We start from the raw sequence: 12,813 nt of genomic DNA on the forward strand, positions 1-12,813 counted from the left end.
TATGACCGACCTGCCCCAGAACGTGCGCTGGCAATTGTGGATTGTCGCCTTCGGCTTTTTTATGCAGGCGCTGGACACCACTATCGTTAACACCGCCCTGCCCTCCATGGCCGCGAGCCTCGGAGAGAGCCCGCTGCGGATGCACATGGTGATTGTCTCCTACGTGCTGACGGTGGCGGTGATGCTGCCCGCGAGCGGCTGGCTGGCGGACCGCGTCGGGGTGCGCAATATCTTCTTCTGCGCCATTGTGCTGTTTACGCTCGGCTCGCTGTTTTGCGCCTGGTCGTCAACGCTCGACGAGCTGGTGGCGGCGCGGGTGTTGCAGGGCGTCGGCGGCGCGATGATGGTACCGGTCGGCAGGCTGACGGTGATGAAAATCGTCCCGCGCGATCAATACATGGCCGCGATGACCTTTGTCACGCTGCCAGGCCAGGTCGGGCCGCTGCTCGGCCCGGCGCTCGGCGGGCTACTGGTGGAGTACGCCTCGTGGCACTGGATCTTTCTGATTAACCTGCCGGTCGGCATGGCGGGTGCCGCCGCGACGCTGTGGCTGATGCCGAACTACACGATGCAAACGCGGCGGTTCGATTTCTCCGGTTTTCTGCTGCTCGCCTTCGGCATGGCGGCGCTGACGATAGCGCTTGATGGCTACAAGAGTACCGGTCTTTCCGCCGCCGGGCTCGGCGCGCTGGTAGCGGGCGGCAGCGCGGCGGTGCTGCTCTATCTGTGGCACGCGCGCGGCAACGAGCGGGCGCTGTTCAGCCTGCGGCTTTTCGAGACCCGCACCTTTTCGCTCGGGCTGTTCGGCAGCTTATGCGGGCGCATCGGCAGCGGGATGCTGCCGTTTATGACGCCGGTCTTTTTACAGATTGGCCTCGGGTTTTCGCCGTTTCACGCTGGCCTGATGATGATCCCGATGGTGCTTGGCAGCATGGGGATGAAGCGCATCGTGGTGCAGGTGGTGAACCGCTTTGGTTATCGCCGGGTGCTGGTGGCCTCCACGCTCGGACTGGCGCTGGTGAGCGTGCTGTTTATGGGCGTGGCGCTCGCGGGCGGGTACTGGCTGCTGCCGCTGGTGCTGCTCTTGCAGGGAATGATTAACTCGGTGCGCTTCTCGGCAATGAACACCCTGACGCTGCGCGACCTGCCGGATGAGATGGCGAGCGGCGGCAACAGTATGCTCTCAATGGTGATGCAGCTCGCCATGAGCCTCGGCGTGACCCTCGCGGGCCTGCTGCTCGGCGCGTTCGGCCATAACCATCTGGCCGCTGACAGCAGCGACGCGCACGGGATCTTCCTTTGGACGTACCTGTGCATGGCGCTCATTATCGCCGTGCCCGCGCTGGTGTTTGCCCGCGTCCCGAAGGATATCAGTAAAAACACCGCGATCGCGCGGCGCAAAAGGAGAGCTTCATGAGGTTCTGGCGGCCCGGCATTATGGGCAAGCTGTTTCTGGCCATTTTCGCTACCTGCATTCTGCTGTTAATTACGATGCACTGGGCGGTGCGCTTTAGCTTTGAGCGCGGCTTTATCGACTACATCAAACATGGCAACGAGCAGCGGCTGGCGCTGCTAAGCGACGCGCTGAGCGAACAATATCAGCAGCACGGCGACTGGGGGTTTCTGCGCCATAACGATCGCGTGGTGTTCCAGATTTTACGCTCTTTCGAGCGGGAGAACGCCCACGACGGCCCGCCGCCGCCAGACCGGGGGCCGCCGCCTCATATGCCGCCGCACGGCTGGCGCACGCAGTTCTGGGTGGTGGACGCCGATCAGACGGTGCTGGTCGGCCCGCGCTCGCCGGTGCCGCAGGATGGCGCGCGGCGCGCGATTGTCGTCGACGGCAAACGCGTCGGCTGGGTCATCGCCTCACCGGTGGAGCGCCTGACGCGCAGCACCGATATTAATTTCGATAAACAGCAGCGGCGCACCAGCTGGCTTATCGTCGCGCTCTCGACGCTGCTGGCCGCGGCGGCCACGCTGCTGCTGGCGCGCGGCCTGCTGGCGCCGGTAAAACGGCTGGTGGAAGGCACGCACCGGCTCGCAGCGGGCGATTTCACGGCCCGCGTCGTCGCCACCGGCCAGGATGAACTGGGCCGTCTGGCGCAGGATTTCAACCAGCTCGCCAGTACGCTTGAGAAAAACCAGCAGATGCGCCAGGCCTTTATGGCGGATATTTCGCACGAACTGCGCACGCCGCTTGCCGTGCTGCGCGGCGAGCTGGAGGCGATTCAGGACGGCGTGCGCCAGTTTACGCCGGAGTCCGTCGCCTCGTTACAGGCAGAAGTGGGCACGCTGACCAAACTGGTGGACGATTTACATCAGCTGTCGCTCTCCGACGAGGGCGCGCTCGCTTACCAGAAAAAACCGCTGGAGATCGTCGCGCTCATCGAAGTGGCCGCTGGCGCGTTCCGCGAGCGCTTCGCAGCGCGCGGGTTGACGCTCAACTTATCGCTGCCGGAAAACGTCACGCTGTTCGGCGACCGCGACCGGCTGATGCAGCTGTTTAATAATCTGCTGGAAAACAGCCTGCGCTACACGGACGCGGGCGGCGGTCTGTTGATTCAGGGCGAGTGCCAGGGAGCCCGCTTTGTGCTGCGCTTTAGCGACAGCGCGCCGGGCGTGAGCGACGAGCAGCTCGCGAAACTGTTTGAGCGCTTTTACCGCGCCGAAGGCTCGCGCAACCGCGCCAGCGGCGGTTCGGGTCTCGGCCTCGCCATCTGCGCCAATATCGTGGCGGCGCATGGCGGTACCATTAGCGCCGATCATTCCTCATCAGGCGGTGTTAGCATTACCGTATCCTTACCGCTTGATGCCATCCTTCCGGGAGACGTATGACAGAGTTACCGATTGACGACAAAACCCCGCGCATTCTGGTTGTTGAGGATGAGCCGAAACTTGGCGCGCTGCTGGTGGATTACCTGCGGGCGGCCAGCTATGCGCCGACGCTGATTAATCACGGCGATAAGGTGCTGCCCTATGTGCGCCAGACGCCGCCGGATTTGATCCTGCTGGATCTGATGCTGCCTGGCACCGACGGGCTGACGCTGTGCCGGGAAATTCGCCGCTTTTCCGAAGTGCCGATAGTGATGGTGACCGCCAGAATCGAAGAAATCGACCGCCTGCTGGGCCTTGAGATTGGCGCCGATGATTATATCTGCAAGCCGTTCAGCCCGCGCGAGGTGGTGGCGCGCGTGAAAACCATCCTTCGCCGCTGCAAGCCGCAGCGCGATTTGCAGGCGCTGGACGCTCAGAGCCCGCTGGTTATCGATGAAGGCCGCTTCCAGGCGAGCTGGCGGCAGAAGCCGCTCGACCTGACGCCCGCCGAGTTCCGTCTGTTGAAGACGCTTTCCAGCGAGCCGGGCAAGGTGTTTTCCCGCGAGCAGTTGCTGAACCATCTGTATGACGACTACCGCGTGGTGACCGATCGCACCATCGACAGCCATATCAAAAACCTGCGCCGCAAGCTTGAGGCGCTCGACGATGACCAGCCGTTTATCCGCGCCGTGTACGGCGTGGGCTACCGCTGGGAGGCGGATGCAGGGCGAGTAGTATAGATATCGCCTACACGGCGGATACACGGGCCCGATGAAGATGCACGCCCGGTAACCGGTTCCGTTCGCCAGAACGCAGATTATCTCTGTCACCCTGATTCACGCGAACGTGTTAAGGGGGCGGCGGCGAGCCCCCCTTTGCACGTTCGCATGAGGAAGACGCACATATAAACGCGGCGTGATGGCGAACGGAACGATGTCACCGTACCCGCATATTTCCGCTTACTCCAGTTTCGTAGGGTGGGTAAGCGCAGCGCACCCACCTCACGCCCCTAAGCCCCGTAACGGTTTGCACCCCTGCGCCGCTGGCGCTACAATTCCCGCCCTTAACGTGGGGGTAAACGCGCCCCCCACCGCTTCACTGTTGAAGCGGCGCTGACCTGAGATCAGAACGAGTCCATCATGTTTAAACCCGAACTTCTTTCGCCGGCGGGAACGCTGAAAAATATGCGTTACGCCTTCGCTTATGGTGCCGATGCGGTCTATGCCGGGCAACCGCGCTATTCGCTGCGCGTGCGCAATAACGAATTCAACCACGAGAATTTGCAGCTCGGCATCAACGAAGCCCACGCGCTTGGCAAAAAATTCTACGTCGTGGTGAACATCGCGCCGCACAACGCCAAGCTGAAAACCTTTATCCGCGACCTCAAGCCGGTGGTTGAGATGGGGCCGGACGCACTGATTATGTCCGACCCTGGCCTGATTATGCTGGTGCGCGAACACTTCCCGCAGATGGATATTCACCTCTCGGTGCAGGCCAACGCGGTGAACTGGGCGACGGTGAAATTCTGGCAGCAGATGGGGCTGACGCGCGTCATTCTCTCTCGCGAGTTATCGCTGGAAGAGATCGCTGAAATCCGCGAACAGGTGCCGGAAATGGAGCTGGAGATTTTCGTGCACGGCGCGCTCTGCATGGCCTACTCCGGCCGCTGCCTGCTTTCCGGCTACATCAACAAACGCGACCCGAACCAGGGCACCTGCACCAACGCCTGCCGCTGGGAATATAACGTGCAGGAAGGCAAAGAAGACAGCGTCGGCAATATCGTTCACATTCATGAGCCTATCCCGGTGCAGAACGTCGAGCCGACGCTCGGCATCGGCGCGCCCACCGACAAAGTTTTTATGATTGAAGAGGCGCAGCGTCCCGGCGAGTACATGACCGCGTTCGAAGACGAGCACGGCACCTACATCATGAACTCCAAAGATTTGCGCGCCATTCAGCATGTCGAACGGCTGACGAAAATGGGCGTGCACTCGCTGAAAATCGAAGGCCGCACCAAGTCGTTTTACTACTGCGCGCGCACAGCCCAGGTCTATCGCCGGGCGATTGACGACGCCGCCGCCGGCAAACCGTTCGACCCGAGCCTGCTGGAGACGCTGGAAGGTCTCGCGCACCGCGGTTATACCGAAGGCTTCCTGCGTCGTCACACCCATGATGACTATCAGAATTATGAATATGGCTATTCGGTGTCGGACCGCCAGCAGTTTGTCGGCGAATTCACCGGCGAGCGCAACGGCGCGCTGGCGGCGGTGGCGGTGAAAAACAAATTCTCGCTCGGCGACAGCCTGGAGCTGATGACGCCGCAGGGCAATATCAGCTTTACGCTGGAGCATATGGAAAACGCCAAAGGGGAAAAGATGGAGGTCGCGCCGGGAGACGGATATACCATCTGGATGCCTGTTCCTGAGGATTTAACACTGGAATATGCGCTGTTGATGCGTAATTTCTCTGGCCAGACCACCAGGAATCCACACAGTAAATAATTTATAGGGGTTATTTTTATCGCGCGAATGTTTCTTCGGAGGGGATCACACACCGTCATGTTTAAAGCGGTTACTATCCCTGGCGCTGAAAAACATAAACCATAAATGCCAGTTGTACCAGGAACCACCTCCTTCAGCCTGCGTAATCTCCCTTACGCAGGCTTATTTTTTTGTCCTTTCAGCCAGTTCTTAAGCGACTCGCCAGACTCTGCGATAAACTCTGTGAATACGTATTCACAGGAGTGCATTCATGTCCCGTTCCCCCGGTTCGTTTCTGATTTTAAATGGTAAAAGCGCTGACAATGACGTGTTGCGCGGCAGCGTAAAACTGCTGCGCGAGCAGGGCCACCCGCTGGATGTGCGCGTGACCTGGGAAAAGGGCGACGCGGCGCGCTATGTCAATGAGGCGGCGGAACGGGGAGCAGAGACGGTGATCGCCGCAGGCGGCGACGGCACGATTAACGAAGTGGCGGCGGCGCTGGCGGCGGTCGCTGAAGAGAAACGTCCGGCGCTCGGCCTGGTGCCGCTCGGCACCGCCAATGATTTTGCGACAAGCGTCGGCGTGCCGGACGATATCGAACTGGCGCTAAAGCTTGCGGTCGAGGGCCGCGCGGTGCCTGTTGATATTGCTCAGGTGAATGATAAAGCCTGGTTTATCAACATGGCGACGGGCGGGTTTGGCACCCGCATTACCACCGAAACGCCGGAGCGGCTGAAGGCGGCGCTTGGCGGCGTGTCGTATCTCATCCACGGCCTGATGCGTATGGACACCCTGAAAGCGGACCGCTGCGAAATTCGCGGCGAGAATTTTCACTGGCAGGGCGACGCGCTGGTTATCGGCATCGGTAACGGGCGTCAGGCGGGCGGTGGGCAGGAGCTGTGCCCTGGGGCGCTGATTAACGATGGCCTGCTGCAGCTGCGTATTTTCACCGGCGAAGAGCTGCTACCGGCGCTCTTTACCACGCTGACGCAGCCGGAAGAGAGTCCGAATATTATCGACGGCGCGTCGGCCTGGTTTGAGATAACGGCGCCGCACGACATCACGTTTAACCTCGACGGCGAGCCACTGAGCGGCCAGCAGTTCCGTATTGTTATCAAGCCCGGCGCGCTACATTGCCGCCTGCCGCCGGATTGTCCGCTGTTGAAATAAGCCGATGTGGCGAGTGCCCGGTGATTTTGATGGCGGGTGCGCTTCGCTTACCCGCCCTACAGAAATATTTAATGTTGTAGGGTGGGTAAGCAACGCGCACCCACCATTAAGGCATTCAATGTCTCTTTTGTTTGCAGGGTGGGTAAGTAACGCACACCCGCCATTTCCGGCCCTACCCTTTGCGCCAACAAAAAACGCGCCCGCAGGCGCGTTTTCGCATAACGTCACCGCCGTCAGGCGATGGTTACACGCTTATCCAGGTAGACGTCCTGCACCGCGTTAATCAGCTTCACGCCGTCGGCCATCGTTTTCTTAAACGCCTTACGACCCAGGATAAGCCCCATGCCGCCCGCGCGTTTGTTGATAACCGCTGTGCGTACCGCGTCGGTGAGATCCGCCTCGCCGCCGGACGCGCCGCCCGAGTTGATTAGCCCCGCGCGGCCCATATAGCAGTTCGCCAGCTGGTAGCGCACCAGATCGATAGGGTTATCGGTGGTCAGCTTGCTGTAGACGCGATCGTCGGTATAGCCGAATTTCAGCGCGCTGTAGCCGCCGTTGTTCTCCGCCATCTTCTGCTTCACGATATCCGCGCCGATGGTCGCCGCGAGATGGTTGGCCTGCCCGGTCAGGTCGGCGCTTGCGTGGTAATCAACGCCATCTTTCTTAAAGCCGCTGTTACGCAGATACGCCCACAGCACCGTCACCATGCCAAGCTCATGCGCGCGCTCAAACGCGGCAGAAATCTCTTCAATCTGGCGGCGCGACTCTTCGGAGCCGAAATAAATCGTCGCCCCGACCGCCACCGCGCCCATATTGAACGCCTGCTCGACGCTCGCATACAGCGTCTGGTCGTATTGCGTCGGGTAGCTCAGGGTTTCGTTATGGTTAATCTTCACCAGGAAAGGAATGCGGTGCGCGTAGCGGCGCGACACCGACGCCAGCACGCCGTAGGTGGAGGCCACGCAGTTGCAGCCCGCTTCAATTGCCAGCTCGACAATATTTTTGGGGTCGAAATACATAGGGTTCGCGGCAAACGACGCGCCCGCTGAATGCTCGACGCCCTGGTCCACCGGCAGAATGGAGAGATATCCGGTGCCCGCGAGGCGTCCGGTGTTGTAAAGGGTCTGCATATTTCGCAGCACCGCGGGCGGACGGTTGTTGTCGATCATCACGCGATCGACATAATCCGGCCCTGGCAGATAGAGCTGGTCGGAGGAAATGGTCGTACAGCGGTGCTGTAACAGGCTATCGGCATCGTTGCCGAGCAACTGCGCAATATCAGTCATCATACGCTCCCATCATTGTCGGCGGACGACGCCCGCCGGACGAAAAGATCCTTACCTACCCGCTGAACGGGCTGTCTAATCCTGGTACCAAATAGCACAGATTACCAGACCCGACCGCATTTTCAGCTAATTCTGCTGGCACGGTTCACCACCATGCATGAAAATGATGGACAGGCCCGATCCCCTCCCCCACCTCCAGACTATCCGCCTGTTGCAGCGCTTTTGTCAGCCACGCCTTCGCCGCCGTCACGGTTTGCACCCAGTCACCGTGGCGCGGCCAGAGCGCGGCCAGCGCGCTGGAGAGCGTGCAGCCGGTGCCGTGCGTGTTTTTCGTTATCACGCGCGGCGCGGTAAAACGTGTGGCGCCATCGCGAGTAAAGAGCCAGTCCGGGCTTTCGTCATCAATGAGATGGCCGCCCTTCATCAGCACCGCGCCGCAGCCGAGCGCCAGCAACGCCTCGCCCTGCTGGCGCATCTCCGCCTCGCTGCGGGCGTGAGACGTTTCCAGCAGCGCCGCCGCCTCCGGGAGGTTCGGCGTGATAATCGCCACCTGCGGCAGCAACCGCTCGCGCAGCGTGCGCACCGCCGACGGGCTCAGTAACGGATCGCCGCTTTTCGCGAGCATCACGGTATCCAGCACGATATTGCGCACCCGGTAGTGTGAGAGCCGCTCCGCCACCGCCTCGACCACATCGGTTTCGGCCAGCATGCCGATTTTGGTGGTGTCGATGCGCACGTCGCTTAATACCGAATCGAGCTGGGCGGCGACAAACGACGGCTCGACGCGATACACCGACTGAACGCCGCGCGTATTCTGCGCCACCAGCGCGGTGATAACCGACGTGCCATAAGCGCCAAGCGCCGAAAAGGTTTTCAGATCCGCCTGGATACCCGCGCCGCCGCTCGGGTCGGTGCCGGCGATGGTGAGGGCGTTAATGCGCTGCATGTTGGCCTCCGAACGCCTGCGCATGCAGGCAGTCGAGTAACGCAGGGGCGAAACTGCCCGGCCCTGACGAGACGGCGAGCGCCTGTTCGCCCGCGCGCTTCATCAGCCAGCAGGCCGTCGCGACATTCTCCAGACGATCGCCTGGCAGCGCGCAGCAAGCGGCCACTACTGCCGAGAGCGCGCACCCGGTGCCGACCACGCGCGTAAGCATTGCGGTGCCGCCGTCGACCGCCAGCGTGCGTTCGCCATCGGTGATGTAATCGACCTCGCCGGTTACCGCGACGACGGCGCCGCTGCGACGCGCCAGCAAAGCCGCGGCCTCGCGGGCGTGATGCGCGCTCGCGATGGCGTCAACGCCGCGTCCGCCGCCGCTTTCGCCTGCCAGCGCGAGAATTTCAGATGCATTGGCGCGGATAGCCGCAGGCCGGAGCGCCAGAATCTCATGGGCAAAGCCGGTACGCAGCGTCAGCGCGCCGACCGCGACCGGGTCGAGCGTCCAGGGCTTGCCCGCCGCACGGGCGCTGTCGATAGCCGCGCGCATCGCCAACTGCTGCGGGCGCGTGAGCGTGCCTAAATTAATCAACAGGGCATCGGCAATGGTCGCGAACTGCGCGGCTTCGTCGGCATCGACCACCATCGCGGGCGAAGCGCCCAGCGCGAGCAGCACATTGGCCGTGAAATTTTGCACCACATCGTTGGTGATGCAGTGCACCAGCGGGGCGTGACGACGAAGTTGAGTGACAACAGGCGCGGCATGGGTGCCGCAAAGCAGGTCAGAAGACATGGTTCTCTCCTGCCAGGCGCGAAGACGGGATACCGGACAGGCATCTGACTTCCCTACGCTGGCATTATCCAGATCAGGTAATACGGGTATTTCTCAGCCTTCGCAAGGAAGGGCACCCCGAGTCATCAGTAAATACATTTACCGCTGCCAGAGTAGGACAAACGGATGAGGGAGGCAAGGGGGAGTGAGGCTGTCGTTCTTTCTGCGTGTTAAATAAAAAATGAAATTAACATTCAATAAGCTGCCACTTAACAAATGAAATTAATAACATCATTCATCTAGTTAATTACATTTAAAATTTATAACTCGTGTCGCAGTAGTTTGGCAGGATAAAATGGTTACGTCGCGCATTCGCTATTATTACCTTGATCGTGTTTTAGCATAATACTTGCGTAACACTGGACAACGCATTATCTGGAGCACCACAAAATAATTTATACATCGATATACCTCCAGCCGTACGCTTATTCGAGACACCAGCAAGCCTGAATTTTCCATTAGATTATTTTTCGTCCAATAATAAGGGGCATAGTAAACCACTACAGCAAAATAAATTTTCACCAACAAAGTCAAAGAGAAAGCTTTTTATCGGCCCTGGTCTGATAAATTGTGATGAGTACTCTGTCAGGTTTAACGGATATTTAACGCTTTCCAGGGAGTTTTGACCTCTGTGCTTAAGTTATGTCCTGTAAACTCACTCGAGCGCAGCTTGAGGATTGCAGGAGAGAACGCTGCCCATTAGAAACTGCAACCTGCGCCACCATCAAATCCGCCCTGCGCCGATTGCTATCCGCTTCATTTTTTTATACATAATTAGCCTTGCCCGACTGGCGATGGCGCTGGAAGATAGCGGCCTGACGGTAACGGAAATCAATGGGGCACAGCGCCCTGACATGTGGAGAAGGTATGTTGAAAACCAGAATGATCGTAGCGGGAGTGCTGTTGATGTCGGTGGCCTCTGCATTCGCCGCAGACGGTGTAAAACCCAAAACCATCGACGGCTATGAGGTAAAAGAGTTTATCTCCGACTCGCGCAAATTTACCGTTGGCGATGTCGTGCCGGACCTCTACCGGACCGAAGAGTACAACATCAAACAGTGGCAAATCCGTAACCTGCCTGCCCCGGAAGCGGGCACCCACTGGACCTACATGGGCGGCTACTACGTGCTTATCACCGACGCCGAAGGCAAAGTCGTGCGCGCCATGAACGGCGACATCTTCTATCACCGCTAATATCCGCGCCTGAAACGCTTCCAGGGTTTCAGGCGCTTCCTTCTTCTCACGAATGCCGACGCACCGCACACCCCTTAATGCTGGGAGTGGCGAAAAAGCACGCTGCTCGCTACACTCGCTTCATCCATTAACCTGATGAATATATAAGGAGGACTCTTATGCTGTGCTGTGAATTGTTTGACTATTCACATCATTTTGGCGATCGCCAGAGCTCAGGCATTACCGGTATCGTGCTGCGATAACTGGACCCTGAGCGAAGATCCCATCATCTAATCCCTTCCCAGGGCTTACCGGATTATCGTCAGCGATGTTTGACGAGGCGTTTGTGCGCCTGAAAATTCTGAGTAAGCGATGAGCACATTACTGACTGCGCAATCTTTGCGTATTGATTCTCCGTTCGGCCCGGTGCTGGACACCCTCTCTTTCACCCTGAAAAAAGGCGACCGCGTCGGGCTTATCGGCCATAACGGCTGTGGAAAAAGCACGCTGTTGAAGGCGCTTGATGGCACGATTTCGCCTGCTGAGGGCGTGGTGACGCGCGCGGCGCGCTGCCTGCTGGCACGGGTGGAGCAGCACCTGCCCGACGCGCTGCATCATCAGACCCTGCTGGAGGCCCTGCTGGCGCGGCTGCCTGAAGCCGAGCGGGAAAGTCACGCCTGGCGGGCGCAGGCGCTGCTGGCCAGCATGGGCTTTGCCGAATCGGCCTGGACGCTGACCGCCGGGTCGCTGAGCGGCGGCCAGCATACCCGGCTGCTGCTGGCGCGCGCGCTGATTGTCTCGCCCGATCTGCTGTTGCTCGACGAGCCAGGTAACCATCTCGATCTGCCTACCCTGCTGTGGCTGGAGCAGTTTCTGGCGCGCTGGAACGGCAGCTTTATTCTGGTCTCCCACGACAGTGCGCTGCTGGACAGCGTCACCAACCGCACCTGGGTGTTGCGCGACGGCAAGCTGCAGGCGTTCGATCTGCCCTGCACGGCCGCACGGGCGGCGCTCTCGGCGCGTGACGACAGCGACGCGCTGCGCCGTAAAGCCGAGCAAAAAGAGATAGATCGCGTCACGGCAAGCGCGAAACGGCTCGCCACCTGGGGCCAGGTGTACGACAACGAAGATCTCGCCCGCAAGGCCAAACAGATGGAAAAACAGGTCGCGCGCCTTAAGGAGGAGCAAACCGAACTGGCGCAGGGCAGCCGCTGGCAGCTGACGCTTGCTGGCGACGCGCTGGCGGCGGACCGTCTGCTGGAGATGGAAAACCTGGCGGTCAGCGCCGCGCCTGGCGCGCCGACACTCTTCACCCTGCCGCTGTCGCGGCTTAAAAGCGGCGATCGCGTAGCGCTGCTCGGCCATAACGGCTGCGGTAAATCGTCGCTGCTGCGCCTGCTGTGGCGGCAGTGGGAGGCGCAGGCGACCACGCCTGGCGTCACGTTTCATCCGCGCGTGTCGCTCGGGTATTACGACCAGTCGCTGCATCAGTTGCCTGACGATGCCACGCTGCTGGAGGCGCTGGAGCCGTTCGCCCCTGAACTGCAAACGCGCAAGCTGGCGCTTATCAGCGCCGGTTTTCCGTGGGCGCGGCACGGGCAGCGGGTCGATACGCTCAGCGGCGGCGAGCGTTCGCGCCTGCTGTTTGTCGGCCTGTCGCTCGCGCGCTATTCGCTGCTGATGCTCGACGAGCCGACCAACCATCTGGATATGGAAGGCAAAGAGGCGCTGGCGCAGACGCTGCAAGCGTTCGAGGGCGGGCTGTTGCTGGTGACGCACGACAGAACGCTGATGGAGACGAGCTGCAATCGCTTCTGGCTCGTGGAGGATGGCGTTCTCAGCGAATGGCATAACCTGGAAGCGCTGCTGGCGCGACTGCGCGAAGCGCCTGCGGCGGCCACATCAGCAGCCTCTGCCAGTGAGAGCCCGGCCCCGCAAGCGACCGCGCCTGAGCATGAAACCCATCTGCTGGAACGGCTGGTGGCGCTTGAGACCCGGCTTAACGCCGATCTCGAACGCAAGCCGCGCCATCAGAAACCGGCCTTACAGGCGCAGTGGCGGGAGGAGATAGCGCATATCAGCGCCGCGCTGGGGCTGGAATAAACCAAAAAGCCGCC

The 12,813-nt window shown here is 60.4% G+C and carries 10 protein-coding genes and 1 riboswitch; of the genes, 7 read left to right on the forward strand and 3 right to left on the reverse strand.

The genetic code is table 11. The annotated features are described in order from the left end of the window. The first annotated feature begins 1 nt into the window (after window position 1). The 5 genes from mdtD (at window position 2) to yegS (ending at window position 6,468) form a co-directional block, all read left to right on the forward strand. Window positions 2-1,417, forward strand: a complete 1,416-nt coding sequence (gene mdtD, locus AFK67_RS13350; RefSeq protein WP_007723437.1) for an MFS transporter — start codon at window positions 2-4, stop codon at window positions 1,415-1,417. Further along, on the forward strand, window positions 1,414-2,838 hold the full coding sequence (gene baeS / locus AFK67_RS13355) for an envelope stress sensor histidine kinase BaeS (protein ID WP_038883237.1): 1,425 nt from the start codon (window positions 1,414-1,416) through the stop codon (window positions 2,836-2,838). The genes mdtD and baeS overlap by 4 nt, the downstream gene beginning before the upstream one ends. Then, on the forward strand, window positions 2,835-3,557 hold the full coding sequence (gene baeR, locus AFK67_RS13360) for an envelope stress response regulator BaeR (RefSeq protein WP_007723432.1): 723 nt from the start codon (window positions 2,835-2,837) through the stop codon (window positions 3,555-3,557). The genes baeS and baeR overlap by 4 nt, the downstream gene beginning before the upstream one ends. 399 nt (window positions 3,558-3,956) lie before the next feature. After that, window positions 3,957-5,318, forward strand: coding sequence for a prephenate-dependent tRNA uridine(34) hydroxylase TrhP (gene trhP / locus AFK67_RS13365; RefSeq protein WP_038883233.1), 1,362 nt, complete (start codon window positions 3,957-3,959; stop codon window positions 5,316-5,318). A gap of 250 nt (window positions 5,319-5,568) precedes the next feature. Then, entirely contained in the window at window positions 5,569-6,468 is a 900-nt protein-coding gene (gene yegS / locus AFK67_RS13370; protein ID WP_007723429.1) for a lipid kinase YegS, read from the forward strand. A 233-nt stretch (window positions 6,469-6,701) separates the two neighbouring features. Here yegS and fbaB read toward each other — a convergent pair whose 3' ends face one another. The 3 genes from fbaB to thiM form a co-directional block, all read right to left on the reverse strand. Further along, entirely contained in the window at window positions 6,702-7,754 is a 1,053-nt protein-coding gene (fbaB, locus tag AFK67_RS13375) for a class I fructose-bisphosphate aldolase (RefSeq protein WP_032967307.1), read from the reverse strand. A gap of 145 nt (window positions 7,755-7,899) precedes the next feature. Then, the gene (gene thiD, locus AFK67_RS13380) at window positions 7,900-8,700 is read right to left on the reverse strand and encodes a bifunctional hydroxymethylpyrimidine kinase/phosphomethylpyrimidine kinase (protein ID WP_007723425.1); all 801 of its coding nucleotides are present in this window, start codon (window positions 8,698-8,700) and stop codon (window positions 7,900-7,902) included. Continuing rightward, window positions 8,687-9,484: a hydroxyethylthiazole kinase gene (gene thiM / locus AFK67_RS13385; protein ID WP_007723423.1), complete on the reverse strand. Its 798-nt coding sequence runs from the start codon at window positions 9,482-9,484 to the stop codon at window positions 8,687-8,689. The genes thiD and thiM overlap by 14 nt, the downstream gene beginning before the upstream one ends. Before the next feature lie 33 nt (window positions 9,485-9,517). Next, window positions 9,518-9,614: riboswitch (TPP riboswitch) on the reverse strand. A 776-nt stretch (window positions 9,615-10,390) separates the two neighbouring features. Between thiM and AFK67_RS13390 the strand changes: the two genes are divergently transcribed. Both AFK67_RS13390 and AFK67_RS13395 read left to right on the forward strand, forming a co-directional pair. Further along, window positions 10,391-10,717 (forward strand): RcnB family protein, encoded by a 327-nt coding sequence (locus AFK67_RS13390; RefSeq protein WP_032967302.1) that lies wholly within the window; start codon window positions 10,391-10,393, stop codon window positions 10,715-10,717. 351 nt (window positions 10,718-11,068) lie between these two features. Beyond that, window positions 11,069-12,799 (forward strand): ABC-F family ATP-binding cassette domain-containing protein, encoded by a 1,731-nt coding sequence (locus AFK67_RS13395; RefSeq protein WP_038883232.1) that lies wholly within the window; start codon window positions 11,069-11,071, stop codon window positions 12,797-12,799. Window positions 12,800-12,813: the final 14 nt, after the last annotated feature.

It is taken from the genome of Cronobacter dublinensis subsp. dublinensis LMG 23823 (assembly GCF_001277235.1).
Lineage (GTDB): Bacteria > Pseudomonadota > Gammaproteobacteria > Enterobacterales > Enterobacteriaceae > Cronobacter > Cronobacter dublinensis.